The sequence below is a fragment of the Aminobacter sp. NyZ550 genome, from assembly GCF_025628925.2.
GTDB classification, from domain to species: Bacteria; Pseudomonadota; Alphaproteobacteria; order Rhizobiales; family Rhizobiaceae; genus Aminobacter; species Aminobacter ciceronei.
In genome coordinates this window covers 1,452,114-1,473,144 of sequence record NZ_CP114190.1, presented here as the reverse complement: position 1 = coordinate 1,473,144, position 21,031 = coordinate 1,452,114, and the positions used below count along the sequence as shown (strand labels likewise).

General features: G+C 60.7%; 26 protein-coding genes and 1 pseudogene. 15 read left to right on the top strand and 12 right to left on the bottom strand.

Features of this window, described 5'->3' with window-relative positions; genetic code table 11:
* Positions 1-8 precede the first annotated feature (8 nt).
* From pstA to N7E70_RS07320, 5 genes are all read right to left on the bottom strand, one after another.
* Entirely contained in the window at positions 9-1,619 is a 1,611-nt protein-coding gene (pstA, locus tag N7E70_RS07340) for a phosphate ABC transporter permease PstA (RefSeq protein WP_263005954.1), read from the bottom strand.
* Positions 1,612-3,000, bottom strand: a complete 1,389-nt coding sequence (gene pstC, locus N7E70_RS07335) for a phosphate ABC transporter permease subunit PstC (RefSeq protein ID WP_263005953.1) — start codon at positions 2,998-3,000, stop codon at positions 1,612-1,614. The genes pstA and pstC overlap by 8 nt, the downstream gene beginning before the upstream one ends.
* A 123-nt stretch (positions 3,001-3,123) precedes the next feature.
* Positions 3,124-4,128 carry a substrate-binding domain-containing protein gene (locus N7E70_RS07330; RefSeq protein ID WP_263005952.1) on the bottom strand — a complete coding sequence of 335 codons (1,005 nt, stop codon included), beginning with the start codon at positions 4,126-4,128 and terminating at the stop codon, positions 3,124-3,126.
* Positions 4,129-4,417: 289 nt separating this feature from the next.
* Positions 4,418-7,363: a response regulator gene (locus N7E70_RS07325; protein WP_263005951.1), complete on the bottom strand. Its 2,946-nt coding sequence runs from the start codon at positions 7,361-7,363 to the stop codon at positions 4,418-4,420.
* 245 nt (positions 7,364-7,608) lie between these two features.
* Positions 7,609-7,965 carry a putative quinol monooxygenase gene (locus N7E70_RS07320; protein ID WP_263005966.1) on the bottom strand — a complete coding sequence of 119 codons (357 nt, stop codon included), beginning with the start codon at positions 7,963-7,965 and terminating at the stop codon, positions 7,609-7,611.
* Positions 7,966-8,674: 709 nt separating this feature from the next.
* Here N7E70_RS07320 and N7E70_RS07315 point away from each other — a divergent pair.
* On the top strand, positions 8,675-8,902 hold the full coding sequence (locus N7E70_RS07315; protein ID WP_067957276.1) for a hypothetical protein: 228 nt from the start codon (positions 8,675-8,677) through the stop codon (positions 8,900-8,902).
* A gap of 359 nt (positions 8,903-9,261) precedes the next feature.
* Positions 9,262-9,756: a hypothetical protein gene (locus tag N7E70_RS07310; protein WP_067957273.1), complete on the top strand. Its 495-nt coding sequence runs from the start codon at positions 9,262-9,264 to the stop codon at positions 9,754-9,756.
* Between the two features lie 81 nt (positions 9,757-9,837).
* Here the strand turns inward: N7E70_RS07310 and N7E70_RS07305 are convergent, their stop codons facing one another.
* Together N7E70_RS07305 and N7E70_RS07300 are read right to left on the bottom strand one after the other, a co-directional pair.
* Positions 9,838-10,512: an outer membrane protein gene (locus N7E70_RS07305; RefSeq protein WP_263005950.1), complete on the bottom strand. Its 675-nt coding sequence runs from the start codon at positions 10,510-10,512 to the stop codon at positions 9,838-9,840.
* 174 nt (positions 10,513-10,686) lie between these two features.
* Positions 10,687-11,565 carry a hypothetical protein gene (locus N7E70_RS07300; RefSeq protein ID WP_263005949.1) on the bottom strand — a complete coding sequence of 293 codons (879 nt, stop codon included), beginning with the start codon at positions 11,563-11,565 and terminating at the stop codon, positions 10,687-10,689.
* A gap of 318 nt (positions 11,566-11,883) precedes the next feature.
* Between N7E70_RS07300 and N7E70_RS07295 the strand changes: the two genes are divergently transcribed.
* The 3 genes from N7E70_RS07295 to N7E70_RS07285 all read left to right on the top strand — a co-directional run bounded on the left by N7E70_RS07295 (position 11,884) and on the right by N7E70_RS07285 (position 13,050).
* A complete protein-coding gene (locus N7E70_RS07295) occupies positions 11,884-12,132 on the top strand; it encodes a DUF982 domain-containing protein (RefSeq protein WP_067957266.1) in 249 nt (82 codons plus the stop codon).
* Positions 12,133-12,244: 112 nt separating this feature from the next.
* A complete protein-coding gene (locus N7E70_RS07290; protein ID WP_263005948.1) occupies positions 12,245-12,544 on the top strand; it encodes a DUF982 domain-containing protein in 300 nt (99 codons plus the stop codon).
* Positions 12,545-12,681: 137 nt separating this feature from the next.
* On the top strand, positions 12,682-13,050 hold the full coding sequence (locus tag N7E70_RS07285) for a GFA family protein (RefSeq protein WP_442866499.1): 369 nt from the start codon (positions 12,682-12,684) through the stop codon (positions 13,048-13,050).
* Positions 13,051-13,097: 47 nt separating this feature from the next.
* On the opposite strand, the gene N7E70_RS07280 is transcribed toward N7E70_RS07285, so the two are convergent.
* The 3 genes and pseudogenes from N7E70_RS07280 to N7E70_RS07270 all read right to left on the bottom strand — a co-directional run bounded on the left by N7E70_RS07280 (position 13,098) and on the right by N7E70_RS07270 (position 14,242).
* The gene (locus N7E70_RS07280; protein WP_192314053.1) at positions 13,098-13,268 is read right to left on the bottom strand and encodes a hypothetical protein; all 171 of its coding nucleotides are present in this window, start codon (positions 13,266-13,268) and stop codon (positions 13,098-13,100) included.
* Between the two features lie 607 nt (positions 13,269-13,875).
* Positions 13,876-13,992, bottom strand: a pseudogene (locus N7E70_RS07275) (hypothetical protein); the annotation flags it as partial.
* A gap of 58 nt (positions 13,993-14,050) precedes the next feature.
* Positions 14,051-14,242: a hypothetical protein gene (locus tag N7E70_RS07270; protein WP_263005947.1), complete on the bottom strand. Its 192-nt coding sequence runs from the start codon at positions 14,240-14,242 to the stop codon at positions 14,051-14,053.
* Positions 14,243-14,671: 429 nt separating this feature from the next.
* On the opposite strand from N7E70_RS07270, the gene N7E70_RS07265 reads away from it, so the two are divergent.
* Together N7E70_RS07265 and N7E70_RS07260 are read left to right on the top strand one after the other, a co-directional pair.
* On the top strand, positions 14,672-14,812 hold the full coding sequence (locus N7E70_RS07265) for a hypothetical protein (protein ID WP_263005946.1): 141 nt from the start codon (positions 14,672-14,674) through the stop codon (positions 14,810-14,812).
* 92 nt (positions 14,813-14,904) lie between these two features.
* A complete protein-coding gene (locus tag N7E70_RS07260; RefSeq protein ID WP_263005945.1) occupies positions 14,905-15,813 on the top strand; it encodes a tyrosine-type recombinase/integrase in 909 nt (302 codons plus the stop codon).
* Positions 15,814-15,860: 47 nt separating this feature from the next.
* Here N7E70_RS07260 and N7E70_RS07255 read toward each other — a convergent pair whose 3' ends face one another.
* Both N7E70_RS07255 and N7E70_RS07250 read right to left on the bottom strand, forming a co-directional pair.
* Complete coding sequence (locus tag N7E70_RS07255; protein ID WP_263005944.1) at positions 15,861-16,253, bottom strand: hypothetical protein; 393 nt, start codon at positions 16,251-16,253, stop codon at positions 15,861-15,863.
* A complete protein-coding gene (locus N7E70_RS07250) occupies positions 16,250-16,558 on the bottom strand; it encodes a hypothetical protein (protein WP_263005943.1) in 309 nt (102 codons plus the stop codon). Before N7E70_RS07250 ends, N7E70_RS07255 begins: the two co-directional genes overlap by 4 nt.
* A gap of 60 nt (positions 16,559-16,618) precedes the next feature.
* Here N7E70_RS07250 and N7E70_RS07245 point away from each other — a divergent pair, with 60 nt between their 5' ends.
* The 8 genes from N7E70_RS07245 to N7E70_RS07210 all read left to right on the top strand — a co-directional run bounded on the left by N7E70_RS07245 (position 16,619) and on the right by N7E70_RS07210 (position 20,999).
* Positions 16,619-16,813, top strand: coding sequence for a hypothetical protein (locus tag N7E70_RS07245; protein WP_263005942.1), 195 nt, complete (start codon positions 16,619-16,621; stop codon positions 16,811-16,813).
* Positions 16,804-17,115, top strand: a complete 312-nt coding sequence (locus tag N7E70_RS07240; RefSeq protein ID WP_263005941.1) for a hypothetical protein — start codon at positions 16,804-16,806, stop codon at positions 17,113-17,115. The genes N7E70_RS07245 and N7E70_RS07240 overlap by 10 nt, the downstream gene beginning before the upstream one ends.
* 31 nt (positions 17,116-17,146) lie before the next feature.
* Positions 17,147-17,911, top strand: coding sequence for an SOS response-associated peptidase (locus N7E70_RS07235; RefSeq protein WP_263005965.1), 765 nt, complete (start codon positions 17,147-17,149; stop codon positions 17,909-17,911).
* A 324-nt stretch (positions 17,912-18,235) separates the two neighbouring features.
* Entirely contained in the window at positions 18,236-19,501 is a 1,266-nt protein-coding gene (locus N7E70_RS07230; protein ID WP_263005940.1) for a hypothetical protein, read from the top strand.
* Positions 19,502-19,515: 14 nt separating this feature from the next.
* Positions 19,516-19,707, top strand: a complete 192-nt coding sequence (locus N7E70_RS07225; protein ID WP_263005939.1) for a hypothetical protein — start codon at positions 19,516-19,518, stop codon at positions 19,705-19,707.
* A 192-nt stretch (positions 19,708-19,899) separates the two neighbouring features.
* Positions 19,900-20,190: a hypothetical protein gene (locus N7E70_RS07220; RefSeq protein ID WP_263005938.1), complete on the top strand. Its 291-nt coding sequence runs from the start codon at positions 19,900-19,902 to the stop codon at positions 20,188-20,190.
* Positions 20,191-20,256: 66 nt separating this feature from the next.
* Entirely contained in the window at positions 20,257-20,643 is a 387-nt protein-coding gene (locus tag N7E70_RS07215) for a thermonuclease family protein (RefSeq protein WP_263005937.1), read from the top strand.
* Positions 20,644-20,657: 14 nt separating this feature from the next.
* On the top strand, positions 20,658-20,999 hold the full coding sequence (locus N7E70_RS07210; protein WP_263005936.1) for a hypothetical protein: 342 nt from the start codon (positions 20,658-20,660) through the stop codon (positions 20,997-20,999).
* Positions 21,000-21,031 lie beyond the last annotated feature (32 nt).

Sequence of the window (21,031 nt, the reverse complement as noted above, 5' to 3'; positions counted from 1 at the left end):
TTCCTTGTCTACCAACGCCGCTCGAAGCGCTTGCGCAGGATCACGGCAATGGCATTCATCAACACGAGGAATGCGAGCAGGATCAGGATTGCTGCCGACGTCTTCTGCTGGAAGCCCGGTTCGGGGAAATCCGCCCACATGAAGATCTGTACGGGCAGGATGGTGGCCGGGTCGGTGAAGCCGCCCGGGATGTCGACGATGAAGGCGACCATGCCGATCATCAGGAGAGGCGCGGTCTCACCAAGTGCATGGGCCATACCGAGAATTGTTCCGGTCATGATCCCTGGCATCGCCAGCGGCAGGACATGGTGGAACACCGTCTGGACCTTGGATGCGCCAATGCCAAGGGCAGCCTCACGGATCGAAGGTGGGACCGCCCGCAGCGAAGCGCGCGAGGCGATGATGATGATCGGCAGCGTCATCAGCGCAAGCACCATGCCGCCCACCAACGGCGCCGAACGCGGCAGCCCGAACCAGTTGAGAAACACCGCAAGACCGAGAAGACCGAAGACGATCGAGGGCACCGCCGCCAGATTGTTGATGTTCACTTCAATCAGCGTGGTCCAGCGGTTCTTCGGCGCGAATTCCTCGAGATAGAGGGCAGCGGCAACGCCGATAGGGAAGGAAATCGCCAAGGTGACGATCATGGTCAGGAACGAGCCCACCACCGCACCCCAGACGCCTGCGAGTTCGGGCTCGCGGCTCGCGCCCGTAAAGAAGAAGATCGAATTGAAACGGCTCTCGACAAGATCTTGTGCCTTCAGCCCGTCCAGCCAGACGATTTCCTTGTCGCCGATCTTGCGCGAGCTTTCCGGCATGTCGATGACGCGAAGCTTGGCAGCTCCGTCGGCGGCAGGGGTCGTTGCATCGAGCTTGCCGATGGCCTGGCCCTTTGCGACGGCGCCGCCTCCAGGCGCGGCCGCGACTTCGCTGAGCTTGATCGTTGCGCCATTCATTTCGACCAGAAGCGACTTGGCCCCCGTCGTCAGGCGCAGCACGCCGTTCTCTTCGGTCGCGCCAGCATCACGCGCCATAGCGAGGATTGCGTCGCTGGAAAATGTGAGACCTACATCGCCGGCGGCCGCCGAGGGCGTCACCGAACCGGAAAGCGCCTGGACGCTTCCGGTACCCGCGAGCAGGCCCTTCAGGTAAAGATCTGCAAAATCGTCGACCGGCACCGCATAGTCCACCGTCTTGCCGAGCATGGAGGGCTCGGCTTCGACCGATTGGCGCAGCATGACACCGGCCCCTGTCGACACCAGGCCGCGCACCAGCCGACGGTCCTGGCGGCTTGTCGCTCCCGGAACCTTGGCGGCGAGCGCGTCCTGAACAAGCGCGTCGTAGTTCGCCTCACCGGGCTTCGCCGGGTCGACCTTTGCCGCCGAAAGATCGATGGGCAGCGTCATGTAGTTCATCCGCAGTGCCGGCCACGCCTGTGTGACGATGGTCGAAAGCAGGATGATCAGGAACAGGCCCGCAAGCGCCACCGCACCAGCGCCTATCCACTTGAAACGCAGCTCTGCCGCGTAACGCGCCTTCAGCCTTGCCTTCGCCGCATCGTCGGTGTGGACACTGCGCGGCCGTGCAGCCACGGCCGGAAATGAGGTCGTGTCAGTCATACTGTTCCCGATACTTCTTGACGACGCGCAGCGCGACGATGTTGAGGGTCAGCGTGATACAGAACAGCACCAGGCCCAAGGCAAAAGCGGCAAGTGTCTTGGCGCTGTCGAATTCCTGATCTCCGACGAGCAGCGTCACGATCTGCACCGTGACGGTGGTCACTGCTTCGAGCGGATTGATTGTGAGGTTTGCCGCAAGACCTGCCGCCATGACGACGATCATGGTTTCGCCAATGGCACGGCTGACTGCCAGCAGCATTGCCGACACAATGCCCGGCAAGGCAGCCGGGAGGACCACCCTGCGGATGGTTTCAGACTTGGTTGCGCCAAGGCCAGCGGACCCATCGCGAAGCGATTGTGGCACGGCATTAATGACGTCGTCGGAAAGCGAGGACACGAACGGAATGATCATGATGCCCATGACGATGCCCGCCGCCAGCGCCGATTCGGAAGCAACGCTGAGCCCCAGGCTCTCGCCGATGCCGCGGAAGAATGGGGCGACAGTCAGTGCGGCGAAGAAGCCGTAGACCACCGTCGGGATGCCCGCAAGGATTTCAAGGACCGGCTTGGCGACGGCACGGACCCCATGAGATGCATAGTCCGACAGATAGATCGCCGCCATAAGGCCAACTGGTGCGGCGACGACCATCGCAATGAATGTGATCAGCAGAGTGCCGGCAAACAGCGGCACCGCACCGAAGATGTCGGGATTGACCTCGCCGGCCCCGCTGCCGGCACCGGTGAAGGCGCTTTGCGGGCTCCAGTGTGTGCCGAACAGAAATTTGTAGATCGGCACCTGGGCGAAGAAGCGCAGCGACTCGAAGATCAGCGACATCACGATGCCGACCGTCGTCAGGATGGCGACAGCGGCGCACATGATCAGGAAAACGCGGAGAATACGTTCGACGATATGGCGCGAACGGAAAGCCGGGGCGATCTTGGCGTAGCCAAAATAGAGCCCTGCGGCGGCCAAAGCCAGACAGAGCGCCAGGATCAACCAGCTGCTCGTCGCATGAACCGACTTGAAAGCTTCGGCGGCCGCTTCCTTGGTGGCGTCCGTGAAACCGACGACGCCGCCGAAAGCGATCGCACGGGCATCGCGGGTAAACGCTTCTATCTCGGGCTTGCCGAGCGTGGCCAGCTCTGCGACAAACCGGCTCTTGACGATAGAGGCCTCAATGGCTGGCGTGGCTATGCCCCAGACGATGAGCGCAACAAGGGCTGGCCCTGCGCTGACCAGCGCCAGGAACATGCCATGCGTGCTGGGCAAGGAGTGAAGCTTGGAAATTTCTCCACCAACCGTCGCGAGCGATCGCGAGCGGCCAAGCCAATATGCAGCTATGAAAAGAGCGACAAGCGCAAAGACCAGATAGGTGACCATTCGGTGATATCCTGGACCGCTGTTTTCGTAGGTGCACTCGGGTGCCCCGACCTCGGCCGGACCCGCGAAGAAAGAAACATCCCGGACGGAGCGGCCGTCCGGGATGGTCTCAGGTGGGACTGATTACGAGCCCAGGCCCTTCAGAGCCTTTGCAGCTTCGGCAACCGAAGCACGCTCAGCGTCCGGCAGCGGGATCAGGCCTTTGTCGGCGAGGTAGCCCTCAGGACCCCAGGCGCCTTCGGACGTATATTCGGCGATGAATTCCTGCATGCCGGGGATCACGCCGACATGTTCCTTCTTGGCGTACACGAACAGCGAACGCGACACCTTGTACTCGCCGGATGCGATGTTCTCGAAGGTCGGCTCGACGCCGTCCACCTTGTGGCCCTGCAGCTTGTCAGCGTTCTGGTCGAGGAAGGAGAAGCCGAACACGCCGAAAGCGTTGGAATTGGCTTCGAGCTTCTGCACGATCAGGTTGTCGTTTTCGCCAGCTTCGACGTAAGCGCCGTCTTCACGAACTTCCGCGCAGGCCTTCTCGTTGGCGGCCTTGACTTCGTCCTGGCAGGCCTCGAGCATGACCAGCTCGACGAACGCGTCGCGCGTGCCGGATGTGGGCGGAGGGCCAAGCACTTCGATCTTGGTAGCCGGCAGCGATGCGTCGATGTCAGCCCAGTTGATGTAGGGGTTGGCAACGACCTTGCCGTCGATGGCAACATTCTTGGCCAGTGCCTTGAAGATCTGCTCCTTGGTCAGGTCGACCTGAGCGCCCGACTTGGCATTTGCGATGACGATGCCATCGAAGCCAACCTTGATCTCGACAGGGGTCACGCCAGCTGCCTTGCAGCTTTCGATCTCGCCGGACTTGATGGCGCGCGAAGCGTTGGTGAAGTCGGGGGTGTTTTCACCGACGCCCGAGCAGAACAGCTTCATGCCGCCGCCGGTGCCGGTCGACTCGACGACCGGGGTCTTGAACTTGCCGCCCTGGCCGAGCTTCTCGGCGACCGCAGTGGTGAACGGGAAAACCGTCGACGAGCCGACGACCTGGATCTGGTCGCGGGCCGAGGCATAACCTGCCGAGGCTGCGATCGCGAAGGCAGCAGCCGACGCAGTGAGAAGAGCTTTTTTCATTGGGGCCTGCTCCTGTTGGAGTATCTCTTATGACGCCTTTCCTCGGCGCCCGGTGAGCCAATAGCCCCCCTCTATTACAGTTGCATGACAGTTTCGTGTCACCCCTGTAACGATTGCTGTGCATGGCGCTGAAGGGGTCGTTTCCTCGGTCCTTTGCCGGCGCGAGGCAAACTACAGGCAGGCAACGAAAGCAAGCCGCCGACCCAACGGCAGGCCGGACTTTGTCGCCGCCGGCTGTCACATTTCCACAGTCTTCGAGCGCCGGACCAGCGTGGGTTCCGGATTCGGGTCAGACGGCGCCGCGGCGCTCCTCGTCCTGCCACGACCAGCGCTCGATCTTTTCGAGCAGCGCCCGCGGGCTGATCGGCTTGGGCAGGTAGTCGTCCATGCCGGCTTCGAGGCAGCGTTCCTTGTCGCCTTTGAGTGCGTGCGCAGTGACACCGATGATCGGCACGCGCATGCCGGTGCCGCGTTCGAGCTTGCGGATTTCGCTCGTCGCCTCGAGCCCGTTCATCTCGGGCATCGACACGTCCATCAGGATCATCTTGGGACGACGCTCGCCATAGGCTGAAACCGCGCGCCGGCCATTGCCGACAATCTCGAAGCTGAGCTCGGTCTCGGCCAGGATCTGGCTGAACACCATCTGGTTCACCTCGTTGTCTTCGGCAACGAGAATGTCGAGCCCGCCATCGCCGCCCGGCCGTTGGCCGCCGCGGAGGCGCGTTGCTTGCGGCGCAGGGCTGCTGGGAAGCTTAGCCGGCACCTGAGCTTCAACCATCTGCGCCGGTGTGAGGTTGGGTGCCCGCTTGCGCTGGATCGCCGCGACCAGCGCCTCCAGCAGAGCAGACGAGCGCGCCGGCTTGATCAGCTGGGCATCAATTGCGAGATCGCGGTGCCCAGGACCCGAAAGCGACTGGTCGACCGAGGTCAGCATGACGACGGGCGTGTCCGACAGGGTCGGCGACTGCCGCACGATTCGGGCCATCTCGGCACCGGTCATGCCCGGCATCTGGTAGTCGAGCACGATGCAGTCGACATTGATGCCCATCGCCTGCGCGGCCTGCAGCACCTGCAGTCCCTCAGCGCCGCTCTTGGCGGCACAGGAATCAAAGCCCCACGACAGCATCTGTTCTGTCAGGATCGTGCGGTTGACCGCATTGTCGTCAACGATCAGCACGCGCGCACCGGTGACGTCGATCAGTGCTGCCGGCCGCGTCTCCAGCCGACCGGCGTTGGGCAGGGTCAAGGAGAACCAGAAGGTCGAACCCGCCCCCTCACCGCTCTCCACGCCAATCTCGCCACCCATCATGTCGACGAGGCGCGAGGTGATGGCAAGGCCGAGGCCGGTGCCTTCGTGCCGCCGCGTCGATGACGCGTCGACCTGGCTGAACTTCTCGAACACCAGCTTGAGCTTGGCCTCGGGGATGCCGATGCCGGTGTCGGTCACCGCGACATGCAGCTTGGTCTGCTCGCCGTCGCTGCGGCCTGTCACGTCGACGAGCACATGGCCGGAATCGGTGAACTTCACCGCGTTGCCGAGCAGATTGGTGATGATCTGCCTGATGCGGCCGACGTCGCCGACATAGAGATGCCGGAGATCGGGCTGCATCCTGACGATCAACTCGAGATCCTTCTCCTTGGCCCGCGTCGACATCAGCGTGGCGACGTCCTCGATCGCCTCCGACAGGTTGAACGGGATCGGGTCGAGCACCAGCTGGCCGGCGTCGATCTTCGAGAAATCGAGGATGTCATTGATGATCGTCAGCAGCGCATTGCCCGATTTGACGATGATGTCGGTGAAGGTCTTCTGCTTGGGGTCGAGATCGGATTTCGCCAGAAGCTCGGCCATGCCGAGCACGCCATTCATCGGCGTGCGGATTTCGTGGCTCATATTGGCAAGGAATTCGGATTTGGCGCGGTCGGCCAGCACGGCCCGGCGCTGCGCTTCCTCGAGTTCGACTTCACGCTGCTTGAGCTCGGTGATGTTGGTTGTCGAGCCGATCAAATAGAGCGAACCGTCCGAGGCCACCATCGCGCTCTTGCGCGCGAACTGGTGGCGCACCATGCCGTCGGCGCATGTTGCCGTCTCTTCGATCTCGACAGTCGTGCCGCGGCGCATGACCTCGCGGTCGGCCTCCATGAAGGGTTCGCCTTCCGGGCCAAAGATCTCCAGGTCGGTCTTGCCGATCGCTTCCTCTTTGGAATAGCCGGTCAGCTCGCACCAGCCCTGGTTGACATACATCAGCCTGAGGTCGTCATGCTTGGCGTAGATCGACACCGGAACATTGTCGATCAGGCTGCGGAACACCTCGTTCTCGCGCATCGAGTCCTGCAGCGCACGCTCACGCTGCTTGAGTTCGGTGATGTCGACACGCACGCCGATGAAGGTGCCGTCGGCCAGCCGCTGGTCGAAGATCTGGTACCAGCGGCCATCGGGATTGCGCCGCTCCCGCACCGCCTGGCTGGAGTGATAGCGTTCCATCATGCCCTCGACCCACGCCTCAGGATCGGCGTCATAGAGGGCATCAAGGTCGTCGTCGCTGGTGTCGCGGAAGTAGCCCGAGCGCTGCGCTGCCACCATGCTGTCGCGCAGCGTGCGACCTTCGGTGAGTACGTCATGGAGTGCCGGCAAGGCGCTCTTGAGCTTGCGGTTGGCAAGCACGAAACGGTCGTCGCGGTCATAGATGACGACGCCGGCCGGCAGCGATTCCAGCACTTCGGCCAGCCGATGGCGGGCTTCGACCGCTTCGACCTCACGGCGCTTCATCTCGCTGACGTCGTAATAGGAAACCAGCCGCTTGCCGCCGGACAGGGCAGTGACCGAATAGATCATGGTACAGCCGTCGGCGCGGCGGAATTCACGCGGCGCGACATCACCGGCCGCAATCTCGGACTCGCGCAGGGCGACGTAGCTTTCCCAGTCGGCGTCGGCGACGGCATAGACACCGCTGTAGCGATTGATGTCCATCAACGCCCTGAACGGGCAGCCGACGACGACCTGGCCGACTGTCAGCCTCCAGATGTCGTGGAAAGCCCGGTTGATGAACTGCACGTTGAGGCCGGCATCGACCAGCACCACGCCCATGTTCATCGATTCGATGGTGCGTTCGAGATCGGCATAAGGCAGGTCGAGATCGTCCAGGGCCCGCGCGCCGCCAGCCTCGTTCGTCAGCCCCCGCTCATTGGCCGGCCCGCCGGTCGGATCGTTGACGTCCGAGCCCAGAATTTTCCGCATCCGTCAGCCCTGCATGCATGGAGCGATGCTGCTCCCCCGCAGACCGCCACGACAAACCTTGCCGCAGAAGCATTAACGACTGACTAACCTTAACATCGCAGCGCCGCACATCAGCAATTGCAAATGTAACTGGAGCGAGAAACCACGAAAAACCACACCTGACCTGCGCTTACTTTCCGCGACGTCAGCATCGGGCAACCGGGAAATCGCCACGAGCGGTGCCAGGTCGGCCTGAAACCTCTGCGCTAATCGTCATTGGCCGCGTTGAGCTCTTCCGGCCGCATGCCGCCATTGGGATCAACGAGGCCGAGCGACCGCGCCAGGATCAGCCGGCGCGACTTGAGCAAGGGCGAAAGTGCCGCCTGCACATCCGGCATGCGCGGGTTCCGCTCATGCGCGGCAACAGCCGCTTCATCGGCATAAAGTTCGTTGACCATCACCTTGTTCGCGATCGGCGTGCCGTCGCGCTCCACCGGCTTGATGACCTCGAAGCGCAGGCAGCCCGGCTCTTCCTGCAGCGAGGCACGGGCGTGTTCCGAGATCAGGTCGAGGAACTGCTCCTCCGCCCCGTCCACTGTCTCGAATTCGACGATGATGGTCATTTCAGCCAAGAGCTTATGCCTTTCCTGCGATCCCGCCGGCGAGCCAGTGGGCAGCGGCGATAGCGTCAGGCTAAGTCATGCAGGCAGCGTTGGGAAGGCCATGTCAGGGGCCTGAGGCGCACCGGCGGGCGAAGGGTTGTGCAGCCCGCCGGGCGTTGCCAAAGACGCGCACTCGATACATTGCGCACATGAATGGTGGGGAGTTGATGGTGAACAAATGATGAAGGCAAATGATCACTGTCGATGTCCTGATGTAAAGCAAGCGCGTCTGAAGGGAACCATTTCCCGCCCCGAAGAGTTGCGTTCTGGCACACCGGGCGTGGTCTTTTCCTTTCAGCCACGTCCAGAAAGGGCCTGCCGTCCCCCTCCTGGCGGGCCCTTTCACCTTCATTTGAGCACCTTTTCCTGCAACTCCGTTGCAACCCAGAGTGACTCGACATCACACAGGTTGTAGAGCAGAATTTCTGCCCTGAAATGACCCACGCCTGCATGCAACCTTTGCCTCAAGGAGGCATATTGATGCGATCGCCTGCGGCAGATGCTTCCACATACGTGACGATGCTGAACTCTATCCTCGTTCTATACCCAAGGGCATGAGCGCGGATTTGGTTCTTGATCGCGATCAGCTTTGCTGACCGCGGCAGCAAGCAGGCAAAAACTCAGCAGCAAAGCATAAGACAAAAGAACAAACACCATATGGGAGAAGACTATGGAGCACGTACTTTTCACCCAGCCTAACTCCCCGATTTATCCCAGGGATCTCGCGCTTCTTCAGCATGTGTTCGACCAGATCTGCCACGAACGCGGCGAAGACCCGAGTTCCGTCTGGGCAAGCGAGATAGCGAGGACGCTCCTCAAGCTTTATCGTAGCGGCGTGCGTGACAAGGATCTGCTGCTGGCAAGCATACCCCGTTTCAGGGCAAGAGCCGCCGCCTGACGAAAAGGCGGTCTGCAACCCCGAATTGCTAGCCCGAAAGCATCAGGCTTTCGGGACCGGGTGAATTGGACGCCAGCCTGTTGGCGCGCTTCACCAGGTTCTGGCATCGACCTGATGCCCGAACGCAGGAGGCGTTCGGGGTTTTCATCCCGATTCAATTTTCCCAAGATTTTTTCCGATCGGCCCTGCCCTGTTGCGGTCCGAAGGCAGAAATCATCCCGCCATTGATCCCGCTACGGCAAGCGGCGACAATGATGTCGACTGATTCTTTCCCGAAAACTGGGAAACAGGTTCGCGGGCAAGGTCACGCTCCAACGAGCGCTCGTTCCTATCCGGGATGGGCTCTGAGGCCCGGGCACATGTCGCGACGCATCGCAATGCTGCTTGCTGCCATCGCCGCCGTCGCCATGGCAACGGCGGCCCATGCTGCCGAGAGCCGTGCTCGCCAATTGCTTGTCGATCCGCATCTGCACGGCGTCGGCATGCTCTATGCGCGCTGGCCGTCCATCGCCGCCGACTACACCACCGCGATGATGCGCTATCGCCTGGCGGCCGAATATGAAGACCTGCCGCCCAGGACCTATCCCTTTGTCATGTTCTCCCGGCCGCCTCTCGGCGGACCCTGGACCTGGACTGCAACCAACGGCTCCCATGCACGGCGCCTCAAGGACGGCGCCTTGCGCATCAGCCTGACCGACCAGCTCGGCAACTGGTTCGTCGAGATCCTGTGCGCCGACAGCGGCTGGCCGGTGTTTACCTGCAGCGACGGCGTCCAGCGCATCGCCGCCGCACCCGAGCCACACCTGCTTGTCATCGACGGCGTCGAATTCGTGCGCAGCCTGCCAGCCGAGTGAGGTCCAGCCGGACCAGCCGTTCCATGACGAAAAAAGCCCGGCGCGATGAAGCCGGGCTCTTTTCTAGTCGGGCAGTGCCGGTCAGAACTTGTAGCTGATGCCGGCGCGCACGGTGTGCTCGTTGAGACCGATTTTGATGTCGCCCGGAAACGTCTCCGAACCGAAATCGGCATAACGGTATTCGAGGCGGCCGATCCAGTTGTCGGTGAACGCGTGCTCGATGCCGGCACCCACTGTCCAGCCGAGGAACGTCTTGCTCTCGTCATAGGCCTGCATCTTCACGTAGGTATTGGCGAAGCCAACGCCGCCCGTCGCGAAAAGCAGCGTACGGTCCATCGCATAGCCGGCGCGCAGGCGCGCGCTGCCTTGCCAGTTGGTCCCGGCTTCGACGGGAATGTCCATCGGCGGGAAATCGGGAACGCTGACACGGACGACCAAGTCCCGCTTGGTCCAGGCATGCGAGAGGTCAACCTCGATACCGCCGACGAAACCGCCGCCAAGCTGCCAATTGTAGCCTGCATGGACACCCAGCAGCCCGTTGTCGAAGCCATCGATATCGAAGGGCCGTTCGGCCGTGGCGACATCGACCGTACCATTGAGCCAGGCGTAGCCGCCATGCAGGCCGACATAGCCACCGGTCCAGACAAAACCAGCGGGTGCCTCCGCCGGCGCCGGCTCGTGGGCAACCACATCGGCGGCAAGCGCGCTGCCCGCAACGGCAAGCATCAAGGTCGAAGCAAGAAGAACTGTTTTCATGAAAAACCCCTGGAATGAAGGGGCACAGCACGACAACCTTTCGTTGCCCTGAACCTGACTGCCGCACGCCCTTCAGCGCCTGATAAGGGCTACCTGCGCGTCCGGAAACGACCAAATCTGGTTCTATCTTGCCGCCTGTTGATGTCGCGGCATTTCTACATCGTCGTGCTTGGATCAGCCGGTTGCAGAGTGGTTGTGCCCGACAATGTTCTGGACCGCCCAGCAATAGGCCTCGTCAAGGGCGGCGAATTTCTGCGCCTGCCACAGGAAATAGTCGTCCAGGAACGTCGCCGACAGCCACAACACCCTTTGGTCCGATGCCTCCGACCAGCCCATCAGCCCGCTTGTTTCCGCTTTCTTGAACATTCTGCGCAGGTTCGTGACGGAGATGAAGTATCGCGCGGCGAGTTCCGCCAGGCTGGAGGGACCGACGATCACCTTGCCGTCTTGCGGGATGAAATCTTCGATGCGCGATATGAGCTCGTGCAGGATCATCCCGCCCAGTTCCGACTGCAGGAACGAATTGATGCTTTCGGCCGGATAACGCCACACCGGGTTCTCGATCAGCCGCCGGGCTGCGCGTGGCTGGGCGGCGCGGAAGATCCTGTCGTCGGCGGTGCAGCGGGCGTGCCGCCCGCCATTGTCCAGCTCATCGAGGCAGCTCATATGCCCCATGAACCAGCCGGTCATCGCCTTCCGACTCGCCTCAGTCGTGTCGAGCAGGCGTAGCCGCTTGTCGTGCGGGGTGGGTATCTCGGTCAGAAACTTGTAGGTCAGCAATTCCTGCAGAAAGGCTCGTGCCGTGTTGTGGCTGACAGCGCCGATGCTGGTGGCGATGTCGACCAGGCGCGACTGCGAAAGGCCGGAATGAGGGTCGTCCTCCGTGCGCTCGAGCGTAAGCGCATAGAGCGACTGGGTCATCAGCCATTTGCGGTGCGAAGCCTTGAGCCGCGCCAGCCTTGGCGTCTGCTCGTGGATGGCGATCAGATGGAGAGCCAGGCGCCGGTCGATGCGTGGAAAGAGCGGATGCGCAGTCAGTTCCACTGCGCTCATCGGCTCTGTCGGGCGGCGGGGCGGATTCTGGGCGGGCATGTGCATGAAAGTCGCGATGGCAATTGCATTTTTGGCAATGAGCCCCCTTCAAAGGCGGCTCCAGTTCCGGTCAGTAACTCGGCCAGTTGATATCAAGCAATCCTGAATTGAACCTTGCTGATCCCTACAGGAGAACCGATAGCACAGGATGATTTCGCGGCGGCATGGCACCTCGAGCGTTGTCGGCCGATGCCCTCTGTTGTTAAGCGAAAATGCTATCGATCGACTGCGCACTGAGGCCGCCGATGCAACTCTCCGCCATCGGGCGCGTTTTGGTGGATGGATTTTACACCGAACGTCTGGGTCAAAGATGGAGAGTTTTCGCTGCGCGAGGTCGTCTCGGTGTCGGATGCCGTCGAGTTTCTTGACGGCTGGCCGCAAGACAAGCGCAATCCGTTCTTCTATCTCGCAGAAAACGCCATGCAGGCCGCGATCAACGGCTCGATCCCTGTCGATGAGGCGAGGGAAGCTTTCGAAAGCTTCTGCAACGAGGCCGGAATACTGGCCGCGTCGCCGGATGCGGCTTGAACTCCATTCTTGACGGGAAAGGCTGCCGTAGCCATTTTCCTGGTCTGCCTGTCGCGCCGAAAGCCGGCAGGTTCGCTTGCTCGAAAGACGGTCCATGACCCGGGAGGAAGTGATGACAGCCAAAACCTTTTCCAGCCCGATCTTCGTCAGGGACGCCGATCAGGCCATCCTGCAGATTGCCAGTGTCGCCGATGCGCTCGGCTTCCTCGCAAGGTGGCCCGAACAAAGGCGCGGACCGATCTACAACACGGCGATGCGCGCCTGCCATGCGGCACGCGAGGACCGGCTGTCGGTCGATGGTGCCCGCAATGCCTTTGCCGGCTTTGCCCGCTCCGTCGGCATCCGCGAAACCGACGCGGTGTCGATCGAGCCATGGATCGTAACGCCGAAACGCGGCCGAATGCCCCTCTAACCCAGGGAACGTTTGCCTGTGGCTTTCCTTTGAAGCGGAAAGGAGTTCTGCCGTGGAAAACCGTCGCAGCGAGACAATCCGATTCGGCAGCTGCTATTGCCGTGCCGTCACATTCCGGGTGACCGGAGAGCCTCTGCGTGTCGGGAATCTGCCACTGCGCCGATTGCCGCAAGACCAGCGGCTCGGCATTTTCCGCCTACGCGGTCTGGCCGGTTTCGACCCTCGAACAGACGGGCCAGGTCAGCACATATGGCAGCCGCAGCTTCTGCGTCACCTGCGGCAGCCGCGTCACCTTCGTCAGCGACGACAAGGCCGAAGTCATGCTCGGCAGTCTCGACGTGGTGCCCTCCGATCTGACGCCTCAATATGAACTCTGGACTGGCCGACGGGAAAACTGGCTGCATCCTCTGCCCGAGGCGCAGCAGTTCGACCACGATCGTCAGCCGCCGGCCGCTGTTTCCGAAACCGCACCCGCCGAACGTAGCGCTTTGAGAAAGCAAGCGTAGTCGCGGAAATCAGCGGGTTTGGAACCCGCCCTGATTTCCGAGGGCTTTCAGTGCGTGGTCGCCGTGGCGGTCTTGGCGCTCGGCTTCACGACCGGCTTGCGGCGACGCTTCGGCGCTGCCGGCACGGGATCGAAATCCGACGGCACGCTGGCGATGAACTCTCGACCGATCCTGTATGCTGCATAACCGACGACAAACAGTGCTAGTGTTCGAAGCATGACGGCATTCTCCTTTGTCACCGCAACGCCGACGGGCAGGCAAGGTTCCACATGGCGTTTTCGCAGCGATGTGGCAGTGGCGGTCACACGCTGCGGCCACGCGACATGCCGGCAATGCATGTCGCCACCAAAAGAAAGGCCTGACATCTCGCGGGACGTCAGGCCTTAGGTGGGCATTCCGGCACGGGGCTGTAGTCCGGAAAGCCAGGAGGTCGTCGAAGACCAGGACAGGTCGGTCGTCGCTGGCGCGGCGGCTGTCACCGCACAGGATTTCGCGCGGACCAGTGGCGTCGCGCTGGTCCGCGCGACGGCCAACCGTCTGGAGCCAATAGTTGGCTGCGGAAAACACGGCTGCCTTTGGCAGCGTGGGCAGGTCGGGTGCCTTCAGCCCGCCCGAATAGAAATTGGACGCCGGGTTCTGTTGCATGAAGTCATAGACCACCAAGCCGAGCGGCCGCTTGGGCCGTTCCGCTGCAGGCTGCTGCCATGGCACTTCCTCCCGCAGCGCGCTCGGCGGGGCGGTCGGCGCCGCACCAAACTGCCTGCCCGGGTTCTGGGCTTCGCTGACATCCATCCAGTTTCTCGCGGTGAGCAGGTCATGGGCAAGATGATGGAACGAAGTGTCGATCGCCTTCCTGGCTTTCTGCGCCTTGATCCGCGTCTGCGCTTCCAGGTCCTCGACCTTGCCGACGACAGCCTGGGCGTTGGGTGTGACCGGTGTCACGAGTTCGGCAAGTTCCTGCCAGAGATCGGTCGCGAGATACCCGCCGTCGGCCGAGTTATTACCTGGGCGCGCCCGACGACCGCATGATCCCGCCGGCAGCGCAGCGCATGACGCCCGAGCGCGCGGGCGCGACCGTCACCGAAACGGCGGGCAGCCACGCCGTCTCGAAGCCCGAGGCCGTTGCCGCCATCATCGAGTAGGCCGCGACAAACAATGCCCGGAGCGTCGTCGGCGTTTCGGGAATGAGCATGCGAAACGCTCCTGCGCACTGGCCGGACAACTAGAATGGGCCAGCCAGGCGCGATCGCAGGATCTAGAGCGTCAGACCAATGGCCCTGCTTGACCATCGTTTGACGGCAGCGGCTCGAGTTACAGTATGTGCTTGAAATCGTTGGTACGCCCAAGGGGAATCGAACCCCTGTTCCCGCCGTGAGAGGGCGGCATCTTGCACATTCCTGCACAAGCCTACACCCTCCTAGAGGTTTGATTTTCAATCATAAAGTGCGCTATTGTGCACTTGTGATCATAGGCGATTGTGCGACTTGATTGCAACGAAATCGACAACGAAAGCGATCAGGCATGGCGCAACGCCGCAGCATTCTATCCAGCCGGACCGCTCGGGCGGCCCTCCCCACATCTGACGCGCCCGAGTGGGAAATCATCAGTCCAGGCGTAAGGCTTGGCTACCGCCGCGGTCGTGGCAGCCATGGCCGGGGCGGCAGCTGGCTGGCAGCCTCGAGATCCACTGATGGGAAGAGAGTTCAAACTCGGCTCGGGCGTGCTGACGACGTCCTGCCGGCTGATGGAAGTGCCGTACTGACGCATGAGCAGGCCAAAGATGCATCTCGCGCCTGGGCCAAGTGGCTGAAGACTGGAAAGGAAGAGGCTCCGGCCCTTACCGTGAACTCGGCCTTGGACAGGTATTTCGAGGCTCGAGCCGCCGAGGGCATGAAGTCGATAGCCGACGCGCAGTCGAGAGCTGCATTCCACATCCGCCCTAGGTTGGGCACCATCCGCGTCTCCGACCTAACGATTGAGAGGGTCCGGACCTGGCGCGACGGCATGGTGTCGGCGGAGAAGCGCCTTCGCACCAGCAAGACAGCCGATAGGGCGAACACCGTCAGCGTCGATCTTGGCGATCCGGAAGTCATCCGGCGCAGGCGTGACACGGCAAACCGGACGCTCACGACTTTGAAAGCTGCTCTGAATTGGGCGTTCAACAACCGGCTGGTCACCGACGACGCCGCGTGGCGGCTGGTTAAGCCGTATCGCGGCACGACGGCCGCGCGAGTTCGGTTCCTGACACCTGCGGAGCAAAAAGCACTCATCGCTGCGAGCAATGGGGCAATTCGGGATCTTGTCTCTGCCGCCCTGGTAACGGGCGCACGTTTTGGCGAGTTGGCCCGGCTACGAGTTGCCGATTATGACGCAGCGAACCAGTCGGTCTTCGTTGCCGAAAGCAAAAGCGGGAAGCCGCGACATATCCCCTTGCCTGCAGGAGGCGCGGAACTGTTCGGCCGGCTTGCTGGAGACCGCGGCAGTGCCGATCCGTTACTTCGGCAGGAGAATGGCGCAGCCTGGGCAACTTCGACTTACAACCGGCCGTGGAAGGCACTCCTGGCGCAAGCCAACCTCTCAGATGTGACGCTCCACGAACTCCGACACACTTATGCAAGCACGATGGTGAGAAATGGCGCTCCCCTGATGGTAGTCGCGCAGGCGCTCGGCCACAGCGACACTCGCATGGCAGAGAAGCACTATGCGCATTTGGCGCCGTCCTATGTTGCCGACACGATCCGGCGGCTCGCCCCGGATATCTGACCCGGATATCCGGCGCCGTGATTTCTCGCGTTTTTCGCGGCCAACCGCTACCGCCCGTATTCCCGAAAGAACCGCGGCAATTGGAGTGGCCCGCATCGCTCGATCGGCTTCCACTCGTCTGTTCGTAGCCAGGCGCCGTTGACGCGCCCGCACTCCCGATCCTTTGCAGGATCGAAGTGAAGACATTCGAACTCGGCCGCAAAGACGTCAGCATCGGCTCGGCTCGCGAAGCAATAGAGCCGATAGTCCTCCTGCTTGCCATTCGGCCATTTCGCAGTGACTTGCTGGGTGCTAGGGCGCGGCTCGAAGCGCTGGCAATACCGAGCTAGGAGGTCGTAATTCTCCATGCAGCAAAAGTCGTTGGGCAGCGCGACCTGATACGGTTGGTTCTGGCGAATGTGCCAGCGCTTTGTATTCTCGCGTGTCTTTGCGGACGTCATTCTTCCCGCCAGACTGGCTCGCGCCGGATCTTGATGGCGACAAGCCGGCGGATTTTCTTGCCCTCCATCTCCCTGGAGCCGGAGAAAACGCGCTCGACTTTGAGGAACCCATGGCCTCCAGGGACACTCTCGCACTTCATCCGCCCGGATAGAGAATCCACGTCGACGTCGCCGAACAGTTGAATTAGGTCCGTCGGGTAATAGATGTGGGCCCGCTTGCAATAGCCGCATCGAACCTCGACGAAATCGCGGGCATCGTTCAGCTTCGACAGCGGAAAGGGCGTTGTTCGGTTCGGCGCGGGCATGAGAACGAAATAGGAACAAACTCCTTGCGGAGTCAATTCACATCACGCTAACCTATGGGCATGAGCGACGAGCAAAACACCGCACCGCGAAAGCCCGGCGGCATCTACGAGCACTTTTGCGAGCATACCGGCTGCAAGAAGGATGGCGGCTGGGGCTTCGCCACCGGCAAGCAGGAGCCGCATTGGTTCTGCTACGAGCACAAGGCCGATGGCAAGAAATACACGTCGCAGCAAGGAGGCCCCTTGTGCCCCTGACCCTCGATATTCCCGGCGCATCACCCGCAGACATCCGTTGCGGGGTGGCAGCGGCCAAGGCCATTCTCGACATGTACGGCGTTGACCCAGATCAGGCCATCGGCTCGGTCCTGATGGTTCTGGAGCGTTACGACAACGTCTACTCGCTGGAAGACGGCACGCCCCTGGACCTCACTCCGACAGAGGAAGATGAGAAGATCTTCTCTATCTGGTGCAAGGCCGAAAATGCGGCCATCAGAGCTTGCTGCGGCGACGCAGAGAACAGTTCCGGCTCTGGAGTCATGTGGTGCTCTTCCGATTGACGGCACCTCCACCCCACGACAGTTTACCCCCATGTGCAACCTCTACAATTTTTCATCCTCGCAAGATGAGCTTCGCGCCCTGACCAAGGTGCTTGACGACATCGCCGGCAATCTTGAACCGTCGATCGACGTCTATCCTGGCCGCAATGGGCCTGTGGTGCGCAACTTCGAAGGGCGCCGGCAGTTGGCCATGCTCAACTGGGGTATGCCCACGGCTTCAAACGTTCAATTCCAGGCGACCAAGGCCCGCGCGGCAAAGCTTGAGGCGAAGGGTCAAACCGTCGACTTCAAGGCGCTGCTGGAAAAGGAGCCCGACAAGGGCGTAACCAACATCCGGCGGACGGACATCAAGCATTGGGCGCCCCATCTCGGCGTCGAGAGCAGATGCGTGGTGCCATTCACCAGCTTCGCCGAGCCAAGCCCGGTCGAGGGCGACAAAGACCCCCTCACCGGTCGGCATCGCAATTTCTGGTTCGCGCTCAATGAAAGCAAGCCGCTCGCTGTCTTTGCCGGCCTGTGGACGCCATGGCGCGGCGCCCGCACCATTCGCGACGGCGTGCTCGACTGGGAGGTCTATGCCTTCCTGACCACGAGCCCGAACGGTGTCGTTGCCCCGATCCACGAAAAGGCAATGCCCGTCATGTTGACGACACCGGAAGAGATTGAAACGTGGCTGACAGCGCCCTGGGCAGAGGCGAGCAAGCTGCAGCGTCCGCTACCTGACGACATGCTGACAACAGTGGATCTTCCTCCTACCCAGATCGTTTCACCTCAATCTCAGGCATCGTTGATCTAGGAGGTGTGACTTCGACGCTCTTTAGGGCATGGCCGAAGCCAACGCTGCCGGGAAGGCTTTCGAGGCCGCGGCAAAGGGAGCCGGCGTGCTCCGCAACATTGCCCCATAGAGAGAGTACGCCCTCAGGCAGCCAACAGGTCGCTTCGGACGATAGATCGATCTGGCGGCGCGTTTCGCCACCTTTGGACAGCCGGGCGGCAGCGGTGTCGCGAGCAGAATCAAGCCTTCATGATTTGCCGGCCCTGCCGTTGAATGTCACCGCACTGATTGCCGACTCATTTTTATCGGGCTACGCTGCATTCAAAGCCATAGGGGGAATGTGCTTTGACATCTGAAGTCTGCGTACTCAATAAGCTTGCCATTGTATTGGCTTCTGACAGCGCGAGCACAGTAACCCACACGTCAGATGACGGCCCCAAAGAGCGGTACTTTAAGGGAGCCAACAAGATATTTCAGCTAAGCGATCATCATCCCGTTGGAATAATGATATTCGATTCGGCTAATTTGATGAGCGTCCCGTGGGAGATAATCATTAAATGCTTTCGACGAGAGCTTGGCGACAAGTGCTTTAATAATCTAGCCGGATACGCCGACGAATTTTTCTCCTTTATCAATAATAGCCCAATCCTATTCTCGGATGCCATCAGAACTCAGGAGACAGTGAGGTCAGCTCGGTCCTTTCTGCTCTCAATCATCCTGCCGGATGACTTATCGATCGACGTAAAAATTGCACGCGCCAACGCACAGAAGAAACTCTCAGAAGCTAGAGCGCGAGCGGACAAAGACGGCAGATTGCACTCCGCAATGGAGCAAGATGTTGCAGATAAGTTCGTCGATGCCCAGAAAAAAGATCTTGCCGATTGGTTTGCCAAAGCCGCAGTGCTGAAACCATATCTCCCGGACGATATTGAGGAAATGGCGGAAACAGGACTGTGGACGGTTCTCAAATTCGTAGACGAGTTTGTAGGATCAACCGGAATTGTGTTCGCCGGCTATGGCGATCATGAAATCTTCCCCTCCTATGTCGAATACCTCTCCTCCGGAATAGTTGCGGGCAATCATCTCACCGAACGAATTGGCGGCTTCTCAGTCGACCATCATAGACCGGCCAGCATAAAGGCATTTGCGCAAACGAGTATGAGCGACACGTTCCAACTTGGCCTAAGCCAAGACGTTTTCGGCCTCGTAATGTCTGCCGTAAACGATGGATTAGATAACCTGGTAGGCGAAGTCTGTACCGCCGCTGGCATCGATCCTGCTACGATCAAAGATCGCAAGAAATTGGTCGGCGAGGCGCGCAAAGCCGTTGGTGACGCAGTGCTCGACGCCGCGCAGGAAGAACATGGCAATCCATTTCGTCGGGTTTTGTCGGTTCTTCCTATCGAGGAAATGACAGGCCTTGCGGAAACCTTAATCAATTTGCAATCGCTAAAGGAGAAGGTTACAAGGCCCTCTCAAACTGTTGGCGGGCCGGTTGACGTCGCTGTAATTACAAAGAGCGAAGGGCTGGTTTGGATTAAGCGTAAACATTACTTCGACCTCGCTCTCAATTCGCGGTATGGTCAACGCCAAGCCAGGTTGCACAACTAAACAGGAGAACGACAATGAGTTTCGGTCGCGATTTGAACGAAATGTTCTCTGTTGCCGATGAATGTGCGGACACCGCAAAAGTGCGACGCCTTCAGACGAGCGAGGCTAAGATTCTGCAAAAAGAGAGCGAACGTGAATACGATCGCTTCGTTGAGGCGTTCACCAAGTCGACAGACAACGATCTGCCGCGGATCGTTCGGCGATAACAACATTCGTCATAGTTTCGCGCCGCACGAAGCCAGCAGGCCCTGACAAATTGGTCAGGGCAGGTTGAAGCCCCACACCCATCATGAACACCGAATGGCCAGTGCCTATCGGCGGCGGCTCGTCAATAGCCAAATCTTGCGATAGCGGAGCCTTGTGGACTGCCGCAGTCTTCTCGAAAGAGGAGATGACCCATGGGCCTTGTAATCTGTGACATCGCGGCGGACGCACGAAGCACCTGGCAGCTCGTGTTCGACATCGACCAGCCGGAACTCTGGGTGCAGCTGGTTCCCAGCGACGTGCTGCCGTACGTGCCCGACTGTTTCCCAATAGAAGACTTCTTTGGCGCGCCGCGGGCCAACCGGCTTCACAAGCGAGCTCGAGAAGGCCTTTCGATCTTGTTCTGCACGTCAATAATGACGCGCTGGAAACACAACCAATTCGGGCCAAATTTCCAAAAGACCCCGCCACTTTGGGGATGGTGACGGAGGGCGATTGGCAGAAGCGCAGGCACATGCCACAACCGGCTTAGCGATCCGGGGGGATTTCCTATGCTCACGCTCATAGCAGCGACGGTCATCTCGTGCGTGCAGCTCACCGCGGTGGACGGCGACACCATCAAGTGCAACGGCCAGAATATGCGCCTGATCGGCGACGGCGTGCCGTTCAAGTCAGGCATCGACACCCCAGAGACTGGCGGGCGAGCGAAGTGCGACCGCGAGCGCATGCTCGGCAAGGAGGCCAAGAAGCGACTGGCTGAGCTCCTACGCGAGCCAGGTCTGCGGATCGAAGACACTGGACACGTGGATGATACAGACCAGCGTCGACCGTTGGTGCGTGTCAGGCTTGGTAATGGCCAGTTGGCGGAAAACATTCTGCTCCGCGAAGGCCATGCGATCATCTGGCGACCGAAGGTCAAACGGCCTTGGTGCGGGTAACAGGGAGGAATGGAATGAAGTTAGCTGCCTTTGCTATGGCTGCAGCCCTGCTGATATGGCCAACAGCCAGTTCTGCGCGGAACCTCACGCCGGCGCAGAACGAAGTCTATGAAGCCGTAATGACCGCTGAGATCCTTGTCGGCAAGTGCTCCCAGCAGAGCATTTCTAGAAACGTCCCCAGAATCAATGAGGTAACCTCGGAAGTCGGCCTTGTTCAGTCGGATTTTGCGGATGAACGAGCGGGCTCCACGTGGGATCGCCTTAGCGCCGAGATGGGCGAGCTTACTGACAGTGATTGTGCTGCCTACTACAAGAAAATGGGTCCAGACGGTTCCGGCCTGCTGACCATCTACTAGTTGGCAGGTTCACAATCGATACATAAGCAAGT